The organism is Stenotrophomonas sp. SMYL89, assembly GCF_036319985.1.
In the GTDB taxonomy this organism is placed as follows: domain Bacteria; phylum Pseudomonadota; class Gammaproteobacteria; order Xanthomonadales; family Xanthomonadaceae; genus Stenotrophomonas; species Stenotrophomonas maltophilia_Q.
This window is the reverse complement of sequence record NZ_JAWIRW010000004.1, coordinates 42,362-59,718: the sequence shown is the minus strand read 5'-3', so window position 1 is coordinate 59,718 and position 17,357 is coordinate 42,362. Positions and strand designations below refer to the sequence as shown.

19 protein-coding genes are annotated in these 17,357 nt (G+C 68.1%); 7 read left to right on the top strand and 12 right to left on the bottom strand.

The window, feature by feature from the left end; genetic code table 11:
* Nucleotides 1-23: 23 nt before the first annotated feature.
* A complete protein-coding gene (locus V3B41_RS06290; RefSeq protein WP_197633752.1) occupies nucleotides 24-500 on the bottom strand; it encodes an EF-hand domain-containing protein in 477 nt (158 codons plus the stop codon).
* A gap of 100 nt (nucleotides 501-600) precedes the next feature.
* Nucleotides 601-1,245 (bottom strand): DoxX family protein, encoded by a 645-nt coding sequence (locus V3B41_RS06285; protein WP_049430007.1) that lies wholly within the window; start codon nucleotides 1,243-1,245, stop codon nucleotides 601-603.
* Between the two features lie 342 nt (nucleotides 1,246-1,587).
* Between V3B41_RS06285 and V3B41_RS06280 the strand changes: the two genes are divergently transcribed.
* From V3B41_RS06280 to V3B41_RS06255, 6 genes are all read left to right on the top strand, one after another.
* Entirely contained in the window at nucleotides 1,588-2,382 is a 795-nt protein-coding gene (locus V3B41_RS06280) for an alpha/beta hydrolase (protein ID WP_049430006.1), read from the top strand.
* 3 nt (nucleotides 2,383-2,385) lie between these two features.
* On the top strand, nucleotides 2,386-2,931 hold the full coding sequence (locus V3B41_RS06275; protein ID WP_197633751.1) for a redoxin family protein: 546 nt from the start codon (nucleotides 2,386-2,388) through the stop codon (nucleotides 2,929-2,931).
* A gap of 57 nt (nucleotides 2,932-2,988) precedes the next feature.
* A complete protein-coding gene (locus V3B41_RS06270) occupies nucleotides 2,989-3,729 on the top strand; it encodes a response regulator transcription factor (protein ID WP_049430004.1) in 741 nt (246 codons plus the stop codon).
* Complete coding sequence (locus tag V3B41_RS06265) at nucleotides 3,726-5,039, top strand: HAMP domain-containing sensor histidine kinase (protein ID WP_049430003.1); 1,314 nt, start codon at nucleotides 3,726-3,728, stop codon at nucleotides 5,037-5,039. The genes V3B41_RS06270 and V3B41_RS06265 overlap by 4 nt, the downstream gene beginning before the upstream one ends.
* Nucleotides 5,040-5,144: 105 nt before the next feature.
* A complete protein-coding gene (locus tag V3B41_RS06260; protein ID WP_329860492.1) occupies nucleotides 5,145-6,158 on the top strand; it encodes a hypothetical protein in 1,014 nt (337 codons plus the stop codon).
* 78 nt (nucleotides 6,159-6,236) lie between these two features.
* A complete protein-coding gene (locus V3B41_RS06255; RefSeq protein ID WP_049430001.1) occupies nucleotides 6,237-7,496 on the top strand; it encodes an MFS transporter in 1,260 nt (419 codons plus the stop codon).
* A 4-nt stretch (nucleotides 7,497-7,500) separates the two neighbouring features.
* Here the strand turns inward: V3B41_RS06255 and V3B41_RS06250 are convergent, their stop codons facing one another.
* On the bottom strand, nucleotides 7,501-8,448 hold the full coding sequence (locus tag V3B41_RS06250) for a nucleoside hydrolase (protein ID WP_049430000.1): 948 nt from the start codon (nucleotides 8,446-8,448) through the stop codon (nucleotides 7,501-7,503).
* A gap of 152 nt (nucleotides 8,449-8,600) precedes the next feature.
* Here V3B41_RS06250 and V3B41_RS06245 point away from each other — a divergent pair, with 152 nt between their 5' ends.
* On the top strand, nucleotides 8,601-8,921 hold the full coding sequence (locus V3B41_RS06245) for a hypothetical protein (RefSeq protein WP_049429999.1): 321 nt from the start codon (nucleotides 8,601-8,603) through the stop codon (nucleotides 8,919-8,921).
* Nucleotides 8,922-9,018: 97 nt separating this feature from the next.
* On the opposite strand, the gene V3B41_RS06240 is transcribed toward V3B41_RS06245, so the two are convergent.
* The 9 genes from V3B41_RS06240 to mdcA form a co-directional block, all read right to left on the bottom strand.
* Nucleotides 9,019-9,738, bottom strand: coding sequence for a GntR family transcriptional regulator (locus tag V3B41_RS06240; RefSeq protein ID WP_049429998.1), 720 nt, complete (start codon nucleotides 9,736-9,738; stop codon nucleotides 9,019-9,021).
* A 56-nt stretch (nucleotides 9,739-9,794) separates the two neighbouring features.
* A complete protein-coding gene (locus tag V3B41_RS06235; protein WP_329860488.1) occupies nucleotides 9,795-11,162 on the bottom strand; it encodes an SLC13 family permease in 1,368 nt (455 codons plus the stop codon).
* 104 nt (nucleotides 11,163-11,266) lie between these two features.
* Nucleotides 11,267-12,187, bottom strand: a complete 921-nt coding sequence (mdcH, locus tag V3B41_RS06230) for a malonate decarboxylase subunit epsilon (RefSeq protein ID WP_049429996.1) — start codon at nucleotides 12,185-12,187, stop codon at nucleotides 11,267-11,269.
* The gene (mdcB, locus tag V3B41_RS06225) at nucleotides 12,184-13,041 is read right to left on the bottom strand and encodes a triphosphoribosyl-dephospho-CoA synthase MdcB (protein ID WP_197619884.1); all 858 of its coding nucleotides are present in this window, start codon (nucleotides 13,039-13,041) and stop codon (nucleotides 12,184-12,186) included. Before mdcB ends, mdcH begins: the two co-directional genes overlap by 4 nt.
* Nucleotides 13,038-13,679 (bottom strand): malonate decarboxylase holo-[acyl-carrier-protein] synthase, encoded by a 642-nt coding sequence (gene mdcG / locus V3B41_RS06220; RefSeq protein WP_049430052.1) that lies wholly within the window; start codon nucleotides 13,677-13,679, stop codon nucleotides 13,038-13,040. Before mdcG ends, mdcB begins: the two co-directional genes overlap by 4 nt.
* On the bottom strand, nucleotides 13,672-14,382 hold the full coding sequence (gene mdcE, locus V3B41_RS06215) for a biotin-independent malonate decarboxylase subunit gamma (protein ID WP_329860483.1): 711 nt from the start codon (nucleotides 14,380-14,382) through the stop codon (nucleotides 13,672-13,674). Before mdcE ends, mdcG begins: the two co-directional genes overlap by 8 nt.
* A complete protein-coding gene (locus tag V3B41_RS06210; RefSeq protein ID WP_197619885.1) occupies nucleotides 14,379-15,287 on the bottom strand; it encodes a biotin-independent malonate decarboxylase subunit beta in 909 nt (302 codons plus the stop codon). Before V3B41_RS06210 ends, mdcE begins: the two co-directional genes overlap by 4 nt.
* Entirely contained in the window at nucleotides 15,284-15,604 is a 321-nt protein-coding gene (gene mdcC, locus V3B41_RS06205; RefSeq protein ID WP_049429992.1) for a malonate decarboxylase acyl carrier protein, read from the bottom strand. The genes V3B41_RS06210 and mdcC overlap by 4 nt, the downstream gene beginning before the upstream one ends.
* A 10-nt stretch (nucleotides 15,605-15,614) precedes the next feature.
* Nucleotides 15,615-17,258 carry a malonate decarboxylase subunit alpha gene (gene mdcA, locus V3B41_RS06200; RefSeq protein ID WP_197632979.1) on the bottom strand — a complete coding sequence of 548 codons (1,644 nt, stop codon included), beginning with the start codon at nucleotides 17,256-17,258 and terminating at the stop codon, nucleotides 15,615-15,617.
* Nucleotides 17,259-17,357: the final 99 nt, after the last annotated feature.

The following is a 17,357-nucleotide window of genomic DNA, read 5'->3' as shown; positions in this document are numbered from 1 at the left end:
GGGCGGCGCCGGGTGGGGAACGATCAGTCGTTGACGCGGGAGAACAGGCCCTTCGGCATCGGCTTGCCGTTGGCGGTGTAGACACTGCGCAGGTAGTCGTGCGCTTCCTGTTCGCTGATGTAGCCGTCGTGGTCGGTGTCGATGCGGTCGAATTCGGCGGCGCGCTTGGCCGCCACGGCGTTGAACTCGGCACGCGAGACCCGGCCGTCGTGATCTCGGTCGGTGCGGGCAAACGAGGCGTCGCCGCACTTGCCTTCGCCACACTGGCCTTCGACCACCTTGGCCTTGCCGGCAGGCTTGCCGGTGGCAGCCTTGTTGGCGCCGCACTTGCCTTCACCACACTTGCCTTCGGCGGCGGCGCTCATCGCCACGGCACCGATGGCCATTGGCTGGATCGCGGCGGCCTGGCCAGCCAGCAGCAGGCCACCGGCCAGGGCGATGCCGATGGCGCCGATGCGCGGCAGGCGGGAGGAGGGGGTGTTCTTGGTCGAGACGGACATGATGATGACTCCTTGGGATTGGCACGCAGGGCGTGCGGGATGGACGCCGCCTGAAGGCGACGGAAACGAAGGGAAGAAGCGCGGGAAGGGGCGATGCGGATCAGGCGTTGCGGCGACGGCGCAGTACGTAGCCCAACAGCAGGGCGCCGCCGAGCAGCGCGCCACCGAAGCCGACGCCGGGCAGCAGCGCGGCGACCGGCAGCAGCAGGGCGATCAGGCTCACGCCCCAGCCGAGACCGTCGTTGCCCGCCGTGGGGCGCTGCGGGCCGGCCAGCAGGTGGTCCAGGCTGAGCGCACCGCCGCCGTTGAGGATCAGTGGGAGCAGCATGGCCAGAAAGAGCAGCGGCAGCTTGAAGTTGCCGTAGCCCTGGTCGGTGATCGCATAGCCCTGCCAGAGTTCGCCCAGGCCGTTCCACTGGTCGGGCCAGTGCACAGCGGCGATGGCAACAAGGGTCAGCACCCAGAAGATGTAGGCCACCGAGCGCGTGGCCAGGCCCAGCAGCAGCATTACAGCGCCCACCAGTTCCAGCCAGGTGGCCAGCTGCCAGTTGAGTGACGCAGGCAGGGTGGAGAACGGGAACGGGAAACGCCCTTCCAGGTCGGCGAACCAGTTCTGGCCGGCCAGCTTCTCGCGGCCGGATTCAAAGAACTCCCAAGCCAGCAGGATGCGCAGCGCCAATGGCGAGAGCCAGCGGCCGACGGCGTCCAGGCGGGGGGTAACGACGGAAGAGGCAGTGCTGATCATGGTGGTGTCCTGCGGGCCAGTGGTCGATGGAGGCCATTTCAGTCGGCGCAGGTATCGGCAACGTGTGCCGTTGCCCGGGGTTTTGTCAGCGACTGTGGCCGCAGCCCGGGTTTCGTACAGTCGGATACAAAGACGATGCCTGGATGCACATCGGGGCGTTGCGCGCACGCGTGCGGGGAGCCTGATCCACCCGGTAGCACCCAGCAAGGACCGGCGCGCGAATGTATCCCACTGTAGAAACCCGCCTGCGCCCTACAGTCCGGTACAACTCCGCGCCGTGGAGAAACAGCGCCGATACACCGGCAGATGGAAATGGCCACTCCCAACACCGGAGTGCCACCCATGATCCGTACCTCGTTGCTTGCCGCTGCTCTCGCCCTTGCCGGCGCCGCCGCCCCCGCCTTCGCTACTCAGGCCGATACCGCTGCACCGCCCACCGTCATCCTGGTGCACGGCGCCTTCGCCGATGGCTCCAGCTGGAGCAAGGTCATCAGTACCCTGCATGACTGGAAGCTGCCGGCGGTGGCCGTACAGAATCCACTCACCTCGTTGGCCGACGATGTCGCCGCCACCCGCCGCGCGATTGCCGCCGCGCCCGGCAAGGTGGTGCTGGTCGGCCACAGCTGGGGTGGCACGGTCATCACCGAAGCGGGCAATGACCCGAAGGTGCAGGCGCTGGTGTACGTGGCGGCCTTCGCGCCGGATGCAGGGCAGTCTTCGGCGCAACAGGGCGAAGGTTTCCCGGTCGGTCCGGGCTTGGCGCGACTGCAGGAAAGGGATGGCTACCTGACCTTGCCGGCGGATGCCATCGCCCAGGACTTCGCGCCGGACGTGATGAAAAAATCGGCCGCATTGCTGTACAGCACGCAGGTCCCGTTGAAGGCCAGTGCACTGGGCGAGGCGGTGAACGTTGCGGCGTGGCGCAGCAAGCCGAGCTGGTACGTGCTCAGCCGCGATGACCGCATGCTGTCGCCACAGCTGCAGGCCGCGACCGCACGTCGCATCGGTGCACAGCTGCAATCGATCGGCAGCAGCCATGTGTCGCTGCTTTCGCATCCGGCGCAGGTGGCCGACAGCATTCTGGAAGCGGCAGGGGTGAAGCCGGCGGAACTGCCGCTGGCCGAGCAGGGTGGCTGAGCGATGGCCGCACTGCGAGGGTACGCATTGCCGCTGTTGTTGGGCCTGCTGGGCGGAGCGGCGCTGTTGCTGGCATGGCCCGGCGCGGATGCCGGTGCGCAGCCGCTCGCTGCAGCACCGATGGCGGGGTTCGACGGTGGCGGACCCTGGCACAACAGCCCACCGCTCACACTGAAGCAGTTGCAAGGGCAGGTGGTGCTGGTCGAGTTCTGGACCTACACCTGCAGCAACTGCCTCAACGTGGCGCCCTACGTCCACCAGTGGCATACGCGATACGCGCCGCAGGGCCTGAAGGTGATCGGCGTGCACACGCCGGAATTTGCCTATGAAGGGCTGCCCAGCAACGTGCGCAGGGCCATCACACGGTTGGATATCACCTGGCCGGTGGTGCAGGACAACCAGTACCGGATCTGGAATGCCTGGGGCAACCGCTTCTGGCCGGCGCTGTACCTGCTCGACGGGCAGGGGCGGGTGGTCTACCGCCATTACGGCGAGGGCGACTACGCACGTACCGAAAGCGAGATCCAGCGCCTGCTGCCCAGCCCCTGAGCCGCGCTACCATGGCCGCGCAGCGCGGCCCTGACCGCCGTCTTCATCGAGAACGCAATGAACCACGTACCGCACATCCTGGTCGTCGACGATGACAGCGAGATCCGCCAGATGCTGGCCGACTACCTGCAACGCAGCGGCCTGCGTGTCAGCCAGGCCGATGGCGGCCGTGCGATGCGCGCGCTGATGGATACCCACGCGGTGGATCTGGTGGTGCTGGACGTGATGATGCCCGGCGAGGACGGGCTGAGCCTGTGCCGCAACCTGCGTGCCGGCAAGCATCGCGCGGTGCCGGTGGTGCTGCTGACCGCCCGCGACGATGAAACCGACCGCATCATCGGCCTTGAAATGGGCGCCGATGACTACGTGACCAAGCCGTTCTCCTCACGCGAACTACTGGCGCGCATCAATGCGGTGATCCGACGCACGCAGATGCTGCCGCCGAACCTGCAGGTGAGCGAAGCCGGCCGCCAGTTGGCCTTCGGCGACTGGCGCCTGGATACCACCGCCCGCCACCTGCTGGATGCGCAGGACACCGCCTATCCGCTCAGCGGTGCGGAATTCCGCCTGCTGCGCGTGTTTCTCGACCACGCCAACCGCGTGCTCAGCCGCGACCAGCTGCTCAGCCTTACCCAGGGCCGTGATGCAGAACTGTTCGATCGTTCCATCGATCTGCTGGTCAGCCGCGTGCGCCAGCGCCTGGGCGATGACGCGCGTGAGCCCACCTACATCAAGACCGTGCGCAGCGAAGGCTACGTGTTCAGCGTGCCGGTGCAGTTGCTGGGGCCGGACGAATGAATATCACCGCACGCCGCCCACGCTGGCCGCGCACGCTGTCGGCGCGGCTGCTGCTGGTGCTGCTGGGCGGACTGGCGCTGGCCCACGCACTGTCGTTCGGCCTGCTGTTCTTCGAACGCGACCAGTCCACCCGCAGCATGATGCTGCGCAACCTCGACGAGGATGTGGCCGTGAGCGTCGCGTTGCTGGAACACCTGCCCGCAGACCAGCGCGCGGCCTGGGTGCCGCGGCTGGAGCGGCGCACCTACCGTTACCTGCTGCGCCCGGTTGCGGCCGGACCCGGGCTGCAGACCGATCGCGCACGCCAGGTCACCACGGTCATCGATGACAGCCTGCAGCACCGCTATCCGTTGCAGGCGCGCCAGGTGGCTCGCCTGCCGGAGCGGTTCGAGGTGGAACTGCGCCTGCACGACGGCACCCCCGTGACCATTGAAGTCACGCCGTCGGGGCTGCCGCTGGCGCGTTGGTTGCCCGCCGTGCTGCTGGTGCAGCTGGCGCTGCTGCTGGTGTGCGCGTGGCTGGCGGTGCGCCTGGCCATGCGGCCGCTGCAGCAGCTCTCGCATGCGGTGGAGCATCTGCAGCCGGGCAAGGACGGGCCGGCACTGCCTGAAGATGGCCCTGCGGAAGTGGGCGGCGCGGCGGCCGCGCTCAACGCACTGCAGGCACGCATTCGTGGCCATGTCAGTGAGCGCCTGCAGATCCTGGCCGCGATCTCGCATGACCTGCAGACCCCCATCACGCGCATGAAGCTGCGGGTGGAGGCCCTGCCTGAAGACAGCACCCAGCAGCGGCTGCTGGCCGACCTCGACCACCTGGGGCAACTGGTGCGTGAGGGCGTGGCCTATGCGCGCAGCAGCCACGTCGCCAGTGGCGAGCCAGTGGCGATGGACCTGGGCGCATTCCTGGCCAGTGTGGTCGGCGACTACGAGGACATGGGCAAGCCGGTCAGTGGCGGTGCGCCCGCTGGACTGGTCGTGCAGACCTGGCCGCAGCCGCTGCGACGGGTGGTCGGCAATCTGGTCGACAACGCACTCCGCTACGCCGGTGCCGCCGAGATCGAGGCCGGCCGTGATGACGCCGGCAGAGTGTGGATCTGCATTTCCGACCGTGGCCCTGGCATTCCCGAGGACCAGCTGCAGGCAGTGCTGGCGCCGTTCCACCGGCTGGAAAGCTCACGCAATCGCGATACCGGCGGCACTGGCTTGGGCCTGGCCATCGCGGTGCAGCTGGCGCAGTCGCTGGGCGGCTCGCTGCGGTTGCACAACCGCGAGGGTGGCGGCCTGCGGGCGGAGCTGCAGCTGCCGGGGTAACTGGCGGGACCAGAGCATCCACACATAACGCGGATCCATGGCAATCCTGCACGGCTCCGGGATCGGCGATCATCTGCAGGGAGTGTCGAAATCAGGAAACACGCAATGCAGGGAACGCAGCATTCAATCCGGCGTCCGCGCCACGTCGCGCTGCTGGCAGGTCTACTCGTGCTGGCGGCCTGCCAGCGCACACCGGATGCACCAATCGAGGCACCCGTAGCGGGCACAACCCTTGCCGCCCCGGCCACCGCAACAGACCTCTCTCCGTTGCTGGATGCGCTGCCGACCTGTGCGCTGGACGGCTGGTATATCGACCCTCAGGCCGATCGCCCGGTCCATCCCTGGCTGGCCGCGAACGCGCCGAAACCCTGCAAGGTGGACGAGGAAAACGAGATCGCCACGTTCTGCATGCGTGGGCAATGGAAGGGATTGCCGGTGGAGGAGGTGATCCTGCCGACGATGACGCTCGTTTCGTTCCGCGGGGCGAAGATCGGCCTGCCGTTGGAGACCGCGCGCGTGATCGTTCACCAGCGCTTCGGCCGGGACTTTCCGGGTGGTACGGCTTACGAGCAGGGCCGGGAGCCGAAGCTGATGGCCGATCCCGAGGATGCACAGCGCTCGTGGCTGCTGTGCAGCACACCGGAACCGGGAGACGACCTGGGCAGCCAGGCAGGCGTGAGCTATTCGGGCATGAACCTGCCCTACGACCACGACGGGTGCAGCTATCGCTACAGCCCGGTCGATTTCTGCGATGCGCAGCACGTGGCGCGCATCGAGGAAGCCCTCAGGAACGAGACACCCAACTTCAACCAGCACTACCTGCTGGTGCAGGTCGATGATCGCCCCGAGTTCTTCCAGCGCTCGGTGGTACTGATCGACACCCGTACCGGACGCGCCACGCCATTGCCGATCGATGCTTTCACCGTGCCGGCGGGGAAGGGCGGAGACGCTACCCGCTATGGGACCCTGGACACAGGCGTGGACCAGCAGCAGTTCTGCCTGGATGGCGCGTTGCTTGTCTATCGCGCGTTTGAGGAGGGGCGGTTCTGCTTCGGCTTTGACGGTGAGCGCTTCACCGGGCATGAAACCCAGTACATGCAGCCGATGGATGGCCGATGACCGGCATTTCACCCCGGCCGTGACACCCTGCCTGGCACCTGCACCCACGGGAACGAGGCTGTTGAAGGCGAACACGCAATGACCGCGGCGCGGCAGCGCTCGATGTGGGTGGCCGGCCTGTCCACGGTAGTGGAGTGGTACGACTTCACCCTGTACCTGTACTTCGCCACGGTGCTGTCGCGGGTGTTCTTCGGCGGTGGCGAGCAGGCGCTGCTGGTGACACTGGCCGGCTTTGCGGTGTCCTACCTGATGCGCCCGCTGGGCGCGCTGTGTTTTGGCCATCTGGGCGATCGGCTCGGCCGGCGCTGGATGCTGCTGGCGTCGATGGCGTTGATGGCAGCGGCGATGCTGGCTACCGCGCTGCTGCCGACCGCCGCCACCGCCGGCGCCACCGCCGGCGTGCTGCTGCTGGTGCTGCGCTGCGTGATGGCGTTTTCGGTGGGCGGCGAATACACCGGCGTGGTGGCCTACCTGCTGGAAAGCGCACCCGTGCGGCGACGAGGCCTGGTGACCTCGCTGGCATCGGCCGCCAGTGAAGTGGGCGCGCTGCTGGCGGTGGCGATTTCCGCGCTCACGGTCGCGCTGCTGCCCGCCGCGCAGCTGGACAGCTGGGGGTGGCGCATTCCGTTCTTCGTCGGTGCCGCGCTGGCGCTGGTGATCCTGGTCGCGCGCTCGGGCATGCACGAATCGCCCGAGTTCGAGCGCCAGCGGCGCGAGGGCAGCATTCCCGCCACGCCGTTGCGGCATGTGCTGCGCAACCATCCGGCAGCAGTGGCGCGCACCTTCGCGATCTCGGCGCTGGGTTCGATCACCTACTACGTGGGCATCACCTACGTGCCGGCATTCCTGCATGCGCAGGGCCACGACGAAGGCGACGCGCTCTGGTTGTCGACGATTGCGGCGGTGGCGGTGATTGCGATCACCCCGCTGTGCGGCGCCTTGTCCGACCGCGTGGGGCGCCGGCCGATGCTGCTGGGCCTGACGTTGCTGGCGGCGCTGCTGCCGCTGTCGCTGTTTGCGTGGATGGCGCAGGCTTCGGTGTGGGGCATCGCGCTGGCCGCGGTGCTGCTGGCCTGCGTGGCCGGTGGTGTAAGTGCGGTCGCGGCCCCGGCCACGGCCGAGCAGTTCCCGGGCGAAGGCCGGGTCAGCGGGTTGGCACTGGGCGTGACCATGGCCACCGCGGTGTTCGGCGGCGCGACACCGTGGCTGGCGCAATGGTGGGTGGAACGCAGCGGCTGGGCGGCGGCGCCGGGCGCGATGATCGCGCTGGTGGCGGTGCTGGTGCTGCCGGTGCTGTGGACCCTGCCCGAGACCGTCCCGGGCAGGGCCAGACGCTAGCCGATCAGACCTTCAGGGTCTGCTCGATGTCGGCCAGTACCGCGGCCGCATCCACGCCGATGGCGACGGACTGCAGCACGTGGCCATCCCACACGCTGGGGCCGAAGCCCATGCCTTCCGGCTTCGGAATGGTCATGCCACGGGCAACGCCGTCGGTGGCCACGCGCACGCTGGCACGTTCGAACTGGAACAGCTCCGGGCGGGTCAGCGCGATGCAGGCGCAGCAGTCGTGCACGACCATGCCCTTGTGGCCAGCCTGCAGGTAGAAGTCCACGTAGTCCTGCGACAGCGCACGCACCAGCTCGGCGTCGGTACCGCCGAGGGCGGCCAGCTTGTCCAGGCCGTCGCGGTCCATTTCCACGCGGGTGGTCACGTCCAGGCCGATCGCGGTGACCGGCCAATCGGTGGTGAACACCACATCGGCCGCTTCGGCATCGCCCCAGATGTTGGCCTCGGCGGCCGGGGTGATGTTGCCGTTGACGTGGAAGGCGCCGCCCATGATCACCACGCCACGTACAAGCCCGGCGATGTCCGGCGCCTGCTGCAGGGCCAGGGCCAGGTTGGTCATGCGGCCCACGGCGACCAGGGTCACTTCGCCCGGATGGGCGCGGACCAGGTCGATGATCAGCTGCGCGGCGGAGCGCGCATCAGCGGCCACGTCCAGGCTGGCCGGCACCGGGTGGTTGCCCAGGCCGTTGTGGCCGTGGATGTGCACCGGCCAGGCTTCCGGGGTGGCTTCCGGCTGCAGCGGGCCTGCGGCGCCGCGTGCGACCGGGGCGGCAAAGCCCCAGGCCTGCTTCAGGTACAGCGCGTTGTGCGTGGTCGACTCCACCGAGGCGTTGCCGAAGGTGGTGGTGACGCCGATCAGGTCGATCTGCGGGTGCTTGTGCAGGTACAGCAGGGCCAGGGCGTCGTCGACGCCCGGGTCGGTATCGAAAATGACTTTCAGCATGTTGTTGTTCTTCTTCTTCCGTGTGGTGCGGGGGGCGCCGGCGGCCCGGAGACAGGCCGGCGCGCCCTACATTGTCCCATCTTCATGACAGGCAGGGCCAATGCCGGCGCGGCGGGCCATAATGCCCCCAGGTCCTGGCACGGAACTGCCGCATGCTGATCGTTGCCCTTCTGCTGGTCCTGCTGGTGCTGGGCCTGAACGTGGTAGCCACCGTGGTCATCATCAGGCGCGACGGGCTTTCGGCGGGCGGCCGGACGGTGCAGCTGTTGCTGGTCTGGTTGTTGCCGCTGGTGGGCGCAATCCTGTGCATGGCGGTAGCCACCGCCGATGGCTCGGGAAGCCGCGGGGAGGGGGGCGCAAGCTACGACAGCTCCGGTGGGTATTCCGGTGACAACTACAGCCATCACAGCCACGGCAGCTCCGACTGCAGCAGTGATGGGGGGAGTAGTGACAGCGGCAGCTGCGGCGATTGAAGCCCGGCGCCCGGCTGTAGCGCCGAACCATGCTCGGCGGCTTCTACCGCTCGCGTCGGGTGCCAGCCGAGCATGGCTCGGCTCTACAGAAGCCTGCTCAGCCGCCGCCCTCGGTCGGCAACGGCGCTGGCACGTTCAACAGGCCTCCCGCGGCCACATAGGCGGCCAGCGCCTGGCCCTGGCTGAGCAGGTGGCGCTCCATGGTGCGTTCGGCCGCGGCGGCATCGCGCTTGCGGAAGCATTCCATCAGTTCGCGGTGCTCGGCCAGCGACTGCGCGGTACGGCCCGGGGTCAGCAACTGGCGGCCACGGTGCATCTTCAGGATGCGGTGCAGGTCGTGGGTGATGCGGATCAGCCACGGGTTGCCGGCATAGTGCTGCACGGTTTCGTGGATGAGGTAGTTGTTGCGGTAGTACTCGGCGATATTGCCCTCGGCCGCAGCCGTTTCCATCGCCGAATGCAGGTCTTCCAGCCGCTGTACCCCAGCATGATCGATATGCCTGACCGCTTCATGCGCGCAGCGGCCTTCCAGCATCGCCATCACCGGGAACAGCTGGTTGAGATCTTCCAGCGTAAGCCGGGTGACCCGCGCGCCACGACCGGCATCGATCTGCACCAGGCCTTCGGCGGCCAGCAGCTTCAGCGCTTCGCGCAGCGGCGTGCGGCTGATGCCCAGTTCCTCGCACAGCGCGGGCTCGTCAATCCACTCGCCCGGCGGCAGCCGGTAATCGTAGATGTGCTCGCGCACGTGTTCGGCCACCTCTTCATACAAAGGGGCGCGCTTCTTCGGGGACCGTGGAGCAGGGGCAATGGCCATGCGCAGAGTGTAACGCCAGGTCGCGCCGGCCAGCGGCCGGCACGACCGGGTAGCGGCTACATCCAGCCCGGTACCACGAACACCAGCCAGGCCAGCAGCGGCCCCAGCGCGACCACCAGCCCGCTGTAGACCAGGAAACGACGGAACAGGGTTTCGCGCTCTTCCTTCGCTGCCGATGCCACCACCAGGGCGCCATTGGTCGAGAACGGGCTGACATCGACGATGGTGGACGACACTGCCAGTGCACAGATCACGCCGGCCGCGCTGAGGTGGCCCTGCATCAGGAACGGCACCGCCAACGGAATCGTGGCGCCCAGTACTGCGGCCGATGAAGCGAATGCAGAGACGATGCCGCCGACGTAGCAGACCAGCAGCGCACCGAGCAGCGGGATTCCGATGTCGGACACGCCGTTGCCGATGAAATCCACCGCGCCGGCATGTTCCAGCACGCCGATGTAGGTCACCACGCCGCAGATCAGCAGCACGGTGGACCAGCTGATGCCATCGACCGCGCCCTTCTGGCTCTGCGGTGACAGCAGCGCCAGCGCCACCGCCACGGTGATCGAGACCAGGCCAACGTTGAGGTTGTAGATCAGCGCAGCAACGCCCAGGCCCAGCAGGCCGATCAAGGTGAACAGCCGCTCGCGGGTCAGGTTCACTGCATCCAGCGCCGCCGGATCATTGGACAGGGTGCCCCCGCCAGCGGCAACCAGCGCGCCGTGGCCTTCGATGGCGAACTGGCGTGACGATGCCTGCGGGCCGCCGACCATTGCCAGTTCGGCAGTGCCGATCGTTCCGGCCGCGGTGATCGAGCCACGCCGCAGCAGGGCAATACCGCCGAACGCGAAGAAGCAGATCGTGGCCATCATGAAGTTGAAGCCCAGGCTGGTCAGGAACACCGCCATCTCAGTCACTTCCAGCCCGGCTTTCTGCACCACGCCGTTGGTGATGCTGCCGTACACGCTGATCGGCGAGAAGCCGCCGGCCTGCGCACCGTGGATCACCAGCAGGCCCATCATCAGCGGGTTGATGTTGTATTGCTTGGCAAAGCGCAGCGCGACCGGCCCGATGATCGCCACCGCGGCGGGACCGAGTGCGCCGAAGGCAGTGAGGACCGCGGTGATGACGAACATCACCCACGGAATGGCCACGATATGGCCACGTACCGCTTTCACCGCCCAGTGCACCAGCAGGTCGATGGTGCCGTTCTTCTGCGCGATGGCGAACAGGTAGGTGATACCGACCAGGGTCAGGAACAGATCGCCGGGGAATCCGGCCAGGACCTCCTTGCCCCCCATGTCGACCCACAGCCCGCCGATGATGAAGGCCAGCGCGAAGGCGACAGCACCCATGTTGATCGGCATCGCGGTGGCGACGATGAACATGATCACCAGGCCGATGATCGTTGCGATTTGTGGACTCATGCGCCCTCCCAGACACGTGACTCACTTACAGCGCGGATGGAGACCCGCCATCCCGGGGTAAGGCGACGTACTGCGTGTTGCGTGATACGTACTGCTCGAACCCGTTACTGCAGCCGTTCCAGCGCGCTGCGGACCCATGCCGCGGCGCCGTCCAGGCTCTGGAACTCTTCCACCGCGCGCACTTCACAGCACGGATAGTCGGACGCGACCATGCGCGCCAATGCGTTGCCCGGGCCCAGCTGCAGGAACACCCGCGCGCCGCGCTCGAAGGCCTGGCGCATCACCTGCGCCCATTCGATGGTCTGGGCCAGCTGTGCCGACAGGGTGTGCACCGCTGCGGCGCGATCACGTACCGGTCGTGCATCGATACCGGCCAGCAGCGGCAGGCGCGGGGCCTGCAGCGCGGAGGCATCAAGGGCCGCAGCGAACGGTGCGACCGCCGCTGCCAGCAGCGGTGTGTGCGCCGGAACGTGCACCGGCAGCGGGCGGATGTCCGCCCCCTGTGCACGCGCTGCATCGGCAAGGCCCTGCAGCGAGGCGGGCCTGCCGCCGACGATGAAATGATCCTGGCCGTTGGCGATGGCCACGTATGCGCCCTGCGCATCGCAGAGTGCCTGCAGGCTGCGGCGGTCCAGGCCGAGCACCGCCTGCAGGCCTGCATCGGCGGGACTGGCGCTATCCATCAACTGCGCGCGCCGAGCTGCGAGGGCCAGGCAGGTGGCGGCATCAACGCTGCTGGCGATCGCATGCGCGGCCAGTTCACCGATGCTGTAGCCGGCCACCAGCACCGGTGCTGGCACCGCCTCGCGAAGTCCCAGCCAGTGCGCGAGGCTGGCTGCACACAGCAGGGGCTGCGCGAGTGCATTGTCGAAGCGCGATTCGTCAGCGGCCGCCGCGAACACGTCGCGTCCAAGCAGTGTGCTGGCAGCCTCAAGTACGTTGCTCGCGGCAGGCAGCTCGCGCACGCGCTCGAACATCGCGGCGTGCTGCGCGCCTTGTCCGGGGCAGAGCAGGGCAAGGCTCATACGCCCTCCTGTTGCAGCAGGAACCAGCTGCAGGCCAGCAGATCAGCACTGCCACCGGGGCTCAGGCGGCGTGCGACGAAGCGCTCACCGATGCCGTGAAGGCGTGCCTGCCAACCGACTGCGAAGGCACCGCCGCTTTCCAGAAAGCCACGTGCCTCCTGCTGGGCCCAGTGCAGGCCTTCGGCGCCGCCACGGTGCAGCAGGTTGAGGTCATCGATCTGCGCGACCAGCTGCATCAGGGTCTGGCATAGCGCCGCATCGTGCGTCAGGCCTTCCTCCAGTGCATGACGCAGCGTGGGCATCGCCAGCTCGCGCAGCACCGGGTAGCCGGCCGCCGCCTGCTCGCGTACGCCCGGCACGCGGTGGCGCATACGTGCCCGCTGGCCCGGGCTGCTGGCATCCAGTGGCGCGCTGGCGAAGTCGGCTGCCCAGTGCGGCACGGCCAGGCACACCTGTGCAGCCGAACCCGCATGGCCGTGCAGTTGGCGGTAGCGTGCCGATGCAGCGACCAGCAGGCCCAGGCTGAAGATTGCACCACGATGGGTATTGATGCCGCCGGTGGCCCGCAGCATCGCGGCCTCGGCGGCCAGCCCATGCATGCGCAGGACCGCGAAGGGCGCATCGTCGACGCCAGCATGGGCGATCGCGGTGAAGTAGTGGCGCAGGGCAAACAGGCTGCGCAGGAAGGTGCCGGCGTCCATGTCGTCATGGCTGCCGGTATCAAAGGGGGTGACCAGCCCAGGCTTGGGTGTGCAGGCCAGTTCGGCGTGCAGGCTGGCGATGGCCAGGCGGCCCAGTCGCGCGCTGTCCACGCGGGGGCGACAGGGCCGCTCGGCGTGGACGACGGCGTTCATGCGGCCACCCCGTTGGCGATGAACAAGCGATCGCGGGCTTCCAGCGCAGCACCATCCACACGCTTGACCAGTACCTCGCGGCTGCATCCGGCGTACTCGCGCCAGTTCACCGCGCCACCGTCGGCCAGGCACAGCTCGCCATCGACGCGGCGCGCGTGCGTGCGTTCCCAGTCCTGCAGGCGCTCGACCAGGGCATCGGCCTGGCCTGCGGCCCTTATCTGCCACAACAGATCGATGTCCGAGCGCGGATGCACATACGGCAAACCGCTCAGATGCTGCCAGGCGAATGCACCGAACACGCGTGCCGGTGCCAGCCGCTGCATCGCCTGCAGTGCGCTTCGCCAGTCGTCGGGTACGCCGCTGGCAACGACCTCGTCCAGCGCGGGCGGTGGCTGCAGTCGACGTGCCTCGTGCGGAGCCACGCGCAGCGCCAGCCGCAGCTTGCCCTCGCTCGGCGGCAGCGGCACCCCCAGGCGCAGGCGCGGGTCGGGGTCATCCGCGGCGCGGCGCGCCACCATTGCAGGCAGGCCCTGCGCGAACCACGCCGCCAGGCGGGGTTCCTGCGCAGCCACGTCGGCGCGCCAGTCGGCGTGGGCCGACAACCAGGCCAGGGTGTGGCGGGCGGGCTGCTCAGGCATCGCCGCGGGCCACCGCATCGGCAACATCCGCCGCCAGTGCACGACCACCGCGCTGTGCAGCCAGCGCGGCGCGCGCATCGCCGTCGCTGGGTGTGCGCAGCGCCTGCAGCAGGTGCTGCGCACGATCGCCATCCCACAGCGATTCCACCGCACCCATCGCCACGTAGTTGGCCACACCCGGTGCGAACACCGGTGAGCTCTGGCTGAGCGCCTGCAGTTTTTCCAGCGGCTGCTTGGTCACTCGCGCCATCGCACGCATGTCCATCACGCGTACCTGTGCATCGGGCAGGGCATGGATGTGGTCGGCCATCAGGCCGAAGGACAGGAATCCGCCGCTTACCGATTCGCCGTACACCAGGGTGACCAGGCGCGCGCCACGGCGGCGGGCCAGGTCGAGGGTTTGAGCCAGGTGCGCGAAGTAGCCATTGATGCCCAGCAGTTCATCGCGACGGGCCAGGCGCTGGCCGGCGGTGTCGACCAGCATCACGATCGGCCGTTGCGGGTGGGTGGCGGTGCTGGCCAGCACGGTCCCGGCCAGCGCCAGCGCGTGGTCGACGCCGACCTCGATGCGGTCGGTGGTGCCGATCACGGTCACCTCGCCATCCTCGGTGGTGGCCGTGCCGGTCAGTACCGAGTCGTGGATGTCGATGTGGTGGCCGCGCGGGAAGAGTGCATCGAGCAGGGACTGCAGCGGTGCGCTCATGGCAGCCTCCGGTCGGCGGTGGCGGCAAGGAAGGCGTCGGTGTCCAGTAGAGGCAGTCGTTCGGGCTCGGCGATGCCCTGCCAGGCCCAGATTTCCAGCCCATCACGGCAATCGCCCCAGGCCTGCACGCGGGCTTTCAATGCCGCATGGCGTTCCTGCAGCGCGGCCAGTGCAGCCTCGGTATCGGTGCTGGCGGCATCGGGCTGCAGCGCATCGCCTGCGGCCTGTGCGAAGGCTTCGATGGCGTCGGGTACCAGCACCTGCGCCTGGTCGATCAGATAGCGGTGCTTGCCACCGGTCACGCGCCAGACCAGCGCGCGGTCACGCGAGTCGAATTCCTCCACGCCGCGTACGGTCTCGATCACTTCCGGCCCGGACAGCGACAGCCGGCCTTCCTCGGACATGATCACCGTGGTGCAGCAGCGGGCGACGATGCCCATGCCGCCGAATGCGCCGTTGCCGCTGCCGATCAGCGCGACGACCGGTACGCCGGCCGCGCGTGCGCCAAAGGTCGCACGCATGATTTCGGAGATCGCGATCAGCCCGGCATTGGCTTCATGCAGGCGCACGCCACCGGTATCGAGTAGCAGCAGCACGCCATCGGGGCGGGTTTCCGCCGCGCGACGCAGCAATCCGGTCAGCTTGGCACCGTGTACTTCGCCCACGCCACCGCCCATGAACTGCCCCTGCTGCGCGGCCAGCAGTACGCGCTTGCCGCGCAGCGTGGCTTCGCCCACCACGACGCCATCGTCGAACGCGGCCGGCTGGTCCAGCTGGGCCAGGTGCGGGCTCATCGTCCTCCGCGCCGGGCCAAGGAATTCGCGGAACGAACCGGCGTCGACCAGTCCGGCGATGCGCTCGCGCGCATCGGCTTCGTAATAGCTGTGGCGCTGTACGTGGCTCATGGCGTGCCCCCGGCCAGCAGGGTTTCCACGGCCTGGTCCAGGCGCAGGCTGACTACCGCCGGGGTCGCACCGGCATCGTTGATGGATACGCGCACGTCGCGCAGCGGATGGCGCTGGGCGAAATCGGCGATCACCGCCTGCCAGATGGTGCCGAAGCCCTGCGCGGCGGTGATGATGCGCACGGTCATTGCGCCGTCCAGATCATCCGGTTCCAGCAGGATTTCCAGGTTGCCCGAGGCCAGCACGCCCACCAGCACCGCATCGCGCGGGAAGTGCACAGCGGTGCGGCCGTCGAATCGATAGTCGAGGGTTTCCATGCTCTTTCCCTTACCAGTTGCGGAAGCGCTTGGGCGGGTCGTACAGGCCGCCGGACCAGCGCACCAGGTCCTTCACCGAGCGCGCGGCCAGCAGGTCGCGGCTGGCATCGCGCGGCGAAATGCCCAGATCTTCCGGGCGGCGGATCACGCCACGGTCGCGCAGGTTTTCCACCATCGCGCGGTCGCGGCCAAGGCCGACGGCGGTGTAGCCGGATACGCCGCGGATCGCCTGTTCGCGTTCTTCCGGCGTGCGGCACAGCAGCAGGTTGGCGATGCCTTCCTCGGTCAGTACGTGGCTGACGTCGTCGCCGTAGATCATTACCGGCGGCAGCGGCATCTGTGCGCGCTCGGCCAGTTCCCAGGCGTCAAGACGTTCAACGAAGGCCGGTGCCATGTGCTCGCGGAAGGTTTCCACCATCTGCACCACCAGCTTGCGCCCGCGCGGCATTTCGCCAGGGCGGGCGGCCTGCTGGCCGGCCTTGGTCCAGGCATCGCTGGCGTGGCGGCGACCGCGTGCATCCGAGCCCATGTTCGGCGCGCCGCCAAAGCCGGCGATGCGGTCGCGGGTGGCGGTGGAGCTGTTGCCCTGCAGGTCGATCTGCAGGGTGGAGCCGATGAACATGTCGCAGGCGTACAGGCCGGCAGTCTGCGAGAACGCGCGGTTGGAACGCATCGAGCCATCGGCGCCGGTGAAGAACACATCGCCACGGGCAGCGATGTACTTCTCCATGCCCAGTTCCGAACCGAACGAGTGCACCGACTTCACGAACCCGGATTCAATGGCCGGAATCAGCGCCGGATGCGGGTTCAGTGCCCAGTGCTGGCAGATTTTTCCCTTCAGGCCGAGTGACTCGGCGTAGGTGGGCAGCAGCAGTTCGATCGCGGCGGTGTCGAAGCCGATGCCATGGTTCAGGCGGTTCACGCCGTACTCGGCGTAGATGCCCTTGATCGCCATCATCGCCATCAACACCTGGATCTCGGAAATCTGCGCCGGATCGCGGGTGAACAACGGCTCGATATGGTTCGGCTTCGGTGCCTGCACCACGAAGTTGACCCAGTCGGCGGGTATATCGACGCGGGGCAGGGTGTCGACGATCTCGTTGACCTGGGCGATGACGATGCCGCCCCGGAACGCAGTGGCTTCGACGATCACCGGGGTGTCCTCGGTGTTCGGGCCGGTGTAGAGGTTGCCGTGGCGGTCGGCGGCCTGCGCCGCCACCAGGGCCACGCGCGGGGTCAGGTCGATGAAGTACCGGCCGAACAGCTCCAGGTAGGTGTGGATGGCGCCGATCTGGATGCGCCCTTCGGCCACCAGGTTGGCCAGCCGCACCGACTGCGGACCGGAGAAGGAGAAATCGAGCCTGGAGGCGACGCCGCGCTCGAACACATCCAGGTGCGAGGGCAGCGACAGCACCGACTGCACCATGTGCAGGTCGTGCACCCGTGCCGGGTCGAGGCCGGCCAGCACCTGGGCCAGGAAGTCGGCCTGCTTCTGGTTGTTGCCCTCCAGACAGACCTTGTCACCCGGCTCCAGCAGCGCGTGCAGCAGTTCGCGCACGTCGTCGGCCGCGACCTGGTGCCCGCGCGCCCACGGCACGGCACGTTCCAGGCGCGCCTGGCGGCTGCGTTCCAACGTATCCCAGCTCGGGTTCATCGACCGGCGTCCGATTGGCGTTGTAATAATTACGGCATAATTACGACGTGGGGTGCAACTCGCAGTGCAGCAAAAGGAAGGGCCCGCGCGGAGGCGGGC

Coding starts and splice junctions, on each gene's coding strand:
- V3B41_RS06290 (WP_197633752.1), bottom strand. CDS start 500: ATGTCCGTCTCGACCAAGAACACCCCCTCCTCCCGCCTGCCGCGCATC.
- V3B41_RS06285 (WP_049430007.1), bottom strand. CDS start 1,245: ATGATCAGCACTGCCTCTTCCGTCGTTACCCCCCGCCTGGACGCCGTC.
- V3B41_RS06280 (WP_049430006.1), top strand. CDS start 1,588: ATGATCCGTACCTCGTTGCTTGCCGCTGCTCTCGCCCTTGCCGGCGCC.
- V3B41_RS06275 (WP_197633751.1), top strand. CDS start 2,386: ATGGCCGCACTGCGAGGGTACGCATTGCCGCTGTTGTTGGGCCTGCTG.
- V3B41_RS06270 (WP_049430004.1), top strand. CDS start 2,989: ATGAACCACGTACCGCACATCCTGGTCGTCGACGATGACAGCGAGATC.
- V3B41_RS06265 (WP_049430003.1), top strand. CDS start 3,726: ATGAATATCACCGCACGCCGCCCACGCTGGCCGCGCACGCTGTCGGCG.
- V3B41_RS06260 (WP_329860492.1), top strand. CDS start 5,145: ATGCAGGGAACGCAGCATTCAATCCGGCGTCCGCGCCACGTCGCGCTG.
- V3B41_RS06255 (WP_049430001.1), top strand. CDS start 6,237: ATGACCGCGGCGCGGCAGCGCTCGATGTGGGTGGCCGGCCTGTCCACG.
- V3B41_RS06250 (WP_049430000.1), bottom strand. CDS start 8,448: ATGCTGAAAGTCATTTTCGATACCGACCCGGGCGTCGACGACGCCCTG.
- V3B41_RS06245 (WP_049429999.1), top strand. CDS start 8,601: ATGCTGATCGTTGCCCTTCTGCTGGTCCTGCTGGTGCTGGGCCTGAAC.
- V3B41_RS06240 (WP_049429998.1), bottom strand. CDS start 9,738: ATGGCCATTGCCCCTGCTCCACGGTCCCCGAAGAAGCGCGCCCCTTTG.
- V3B41_RS06235 (WP_329860488.1), bottom strand. CDS start 11,162: ATGAGTCCACAAATCGCAACGATCATCGGCCTGGTGATCATGTTCATC.
- mdcH (WP_049429996.1), bottom strand. CDS start 12,187: ATGAGCCTTGCCCTGCTCTGCCCCGGACAAGGCGCGCAGCACGCCGCG.
- mdcB (WP_197619884.1), bottom strand. CDS start 13,041: ATGAACGCCGTCGTCCACGCCGAGCGGCCCTGTCGCCCCCGCGTGGAC.
- mdcG (WP_049430052.1), bottom strand. CDS start 13,679: ATGCCTGAGCAGCCCGCCCGCCACACCCTGGCCTGGTTGTCGGCCCAC.
- mdcE (WP_329860483.1), bottom strand. CDS start 14,382: ATGAGCGCACCGCTGCAGTCCCTGCTCGATGCACTCTTCCCGCGCGGC.
- V3B41_RS06210 (WP_197619885.1), bottom strand. CDS start 15,287: ATGAGCCACGTACAGCGCCACAGCTATTACGAAGCCGATGCGCGCGAG.
- mdcC (WP_049429992.1), bottom strand. CDS start 15,604: ATGGAAACCCTCGACTATCGATTCGACGGCCGCACCGCTGTGCACTTC.
- mdcA (WP_197632979.1), bottom strand. CDS start 17,258: ATGAACCCGAGCTGGGATACGTTGGAACGCAGCCGCCAGGCGCGCCTG.